The sequence below is a fragment of the Dolosicoccus paucivorans genome (genome assembly GCF_900100125.1).
Classification (GTDB): domain Bacteria; phylum Bacillota; class Bacilli; order Lactobacillales; family Aerococcaceae; genus Dolosicoccus; species Dolosicoccus paucivorans.
On record NZ_FNEL01000088.1, the window covers coordinates 1 to 2,572 of the forward strand.

Consider the following 2,572-nt stretch of genomic DNA (forward strand, 5'->3'; position numbering starts at 1 on the left):
GAAATTCCAGCAACTGTTACATTTGATGATGGTTCTACTGTTGACACAACAATCCGTGTTGTTGTAACAGACAACCGTTCTGATGCAGACAAGTTTGGTGGAGATGTGGTAACACAACTTATTCATAAAGACTTCGGTGTTCCAACAACTGGAGCTGACGTGAACGGTGCAATCACATTATTACCAAACTCAGACTACAAAGGCGGTCTAAAAGTAGAATTTGACCCTGCAGACTTACCAAACGGTCAAACGGCAGGTCAATTCAAAATCCCGGTTACAATTACCTTTGACGATGGTTCTACTGTTGAAGCAACTGTTCGTGTAATTGTTGCTGAGAAACCACAAGAACCAGAAACACCACAAAAACCTGACACTGATAAACCAGTTGAAGGTGAAAAACCTGAAGCTGAAAAACCAGTTGAAGGTGAAAAACCTGAAGCTGAAAAACCAGCTGAAGAATATTCAGCAGCAGACGCAGATTCTGACAAAGCCGCTGTTCTTCCAGAAACAGGTGAAGCTGATAACTTAGGTTTACTAAGTGCTGCAGCAGTATCTGTTCTAACAGGTCTAGGATTAGTTGCACGTCGTCGTGAAGAAGACTAACCTTACATCTCAATAGAGAACTTCGGATCTCGCCTAAGAGCTCTAGCCTAGCGGCTAGGGTTCTTTTTTATCTTTAAAGTGAGATTTTTTAATTAGTGTTCATTAAACTGGATTGAAGAAACTTAACAAATTAAGGTAAAAATATTGGTCATAAGTTAAGTGAAAGATTTGGTGTGTGAATTATCAATCTTGATTAAATGTGATTTTTAATTGAATTAAAATCGGCTCTAATTTCTTTATTTGACGCAAAAAAAGATTGCTCCATAGGATATTCCTGTAGTAAAATATCCACGTAAATCGATAAGAAACCGCTTTACGTTAATAAGTAAACAAACTATATTTTATACTGAAGGGATATCCATATTTAGCGGAACCATTATATGAAACACACTTGGCAAGGGGCATCTATTCGTACTTATAGTATTCGTAAGTTCACAGTAGGTGTTGCCTCCATTGCGATCGTTGCTTTTCTTTTAGGTAGTGAGTCAATCGTTGCAAGTGCTCAAGAAGAAGTTGTAGAACCAGCGGTTGTTGTAGAAGAGGCAGTTGATGACTCTAGAATTATGACTAAAGAAGTAAAGGATGTCCTTTTCGAGTTAGATGAGGGTACGTTAGCTTTACAAGATGAGTCTGTTATTGAAGGATTAAGTATCACCATTGACGGAACAGATACAGATAACTTACCTCAAGAAGAAATTGAAGATGAGATAGTCTTTGAATCACAAGATACATTAGCGATAAAGCTACTTGTTCAAGTGGCTAAACCCAGCGCTACTATGTCTAACAGCTATGTGGTAGTTTATCCAACTATTGAATCTTCTTCTGTAGGAACAGAGATTGAAGTGACTCCTGAATTTTATGTGAAGAAGTCGGGTATAGAGGTAGAAGTGCCAGCTGGAACAAAATTTGATACATCAAGTGAGTATTTAATTTACGGTGGTACAGGGAAGGTCGTTCATACAGTAACGACAGAGGATGTGGCTAAAGAAATGCTAGTTTAAATTCCAGTCTTTATTACTTTTCCTGATAAGTCATGGGGTCAAACTGTTGTCACGATCCCTGTAGGATTAAGTAAAGGTGAGATATTAGAAGGTGGACCGGAAAACCTTCTAAATGAAGACTCCATTGAATTAGATACACGCCAAGACTACATCGTTACTTACGGTAAGAAGTCAGGTAAGGTTGGCGAGGCTATTACGTCTGAGACGCCGACTTTATCATTAATAAAGGAAGAAAAATCAAAGAGCCAACGGGCGTATTCTTTAAAAAACGTAGCAGTTGTCGGGTCAGGTGGAGCAGGTTTTACAGCCGCACTTTCTGCTAAAGAAGCAGGAGCAGAAAGTGTTGTTATTTTAGAAAAGCTACCTGTTGTTGGTGGAAACACATTAATTTCTGGTGCAGAATACGCAGCGCCAGGTAACGAAATTCAAGCTAAAGAGGGCATTGAAGATAGCCCTGAATTATTTTGCTGAAGACGTATTAAAAGCAGGCGGAAAACCTGAATTGGTGCACTTCTTAGCAGAGAACGCGCTAGATACTGCTAACTGGATGCGTGATTTTGTCGGAATTGAATGGCTAGATTCCTTAATGTTCTTTGGTGGCCATACCGTTAAACGCTCATTAATTCCTGTGGGACACTCTGGATCTGTAAGGGTATCATACATATGTGACACGAAAACATAAAAAAAGAGGAGCTTCTGGTACACTATATCTAGACAAAATAAAAACCATAGTGTGAAAGGAAGCTCCTCATGAAGTCAATTATAACAGAAGAAATGCGATATAGGCAAAAAGTTGTTGAGTATGCGGAAAAATATGATAATAACGCCAAAGCAGCCCGTCGTTATGGCACAAGCCGTCAAAACGTCCAACGTTGGCGCAAGCGTTACGATAAGACGTGGGATAGCTTACGTAACAAAAGTCGCCGTCCTCACAGTCATCCAAACCAATATACTCAAGAAGAACTTCA

At 39.4% G+C, this 2,572-nt stretch carries 5 protein-coding genes; all 5 read left to right on the forward strand.

What is annotated here, in order from left to right; genetic code table 11:
* Window positions 1-603 (forward strand): LPXTG cell wall anchor domain-containing protein (locus BLR79_RS08590; RefSeq protein WP_143338846.1); only part of this gene is annotated, 603 nt, incomplete at its 5' end.
* A gap of 380 nt (window positions 604-983) precedes the next feature.
* A complete protein-coding gene (locus BLR79_RS08595; protein WP_092087017.1) occupies window positions 984-1,604 on the forward strand; it encodes a YSIRK-type signal peptide-containing protein in 621 nt (206 codons plus the stop codon).
* Between the two features lie 222 nt (window positions 1,605-1,826).
* Window positions 1,827-2,075, forward strand: a complete 249-nt coding sequence (locus BLR79_RS09260) for an FAD-binding protein (protein WP_234970881.1) — start codon at window positions 1,827-1,829, stop codon at window positions 2,073-2,075.
* Complete coding sequence (locus BLR79_RS09140; RefSeq protein WP_200778890.1) at window positions 2,047-2,286, forward strand: hypothetical protein; 240 nt, start codon at window positions 2,047-2,049, stop codon at window positions 2,284-2,286. Before BLR79_RS09260 ends, BLR79_RS09140 begins: the two co-directional genes overlap by 29 nt.
* A 68-nt stretch (window positions 2,287-2,354) precedes the next feature.
* A partial coding sequence (locus BLR79_RS08605; RefSeq protein ID WP_143338847.1) for a helix-turn-helix domain-containing protein occupies window positions 2,355-2,572 on the forward strand: 218 nt, incomplete at its 3' end.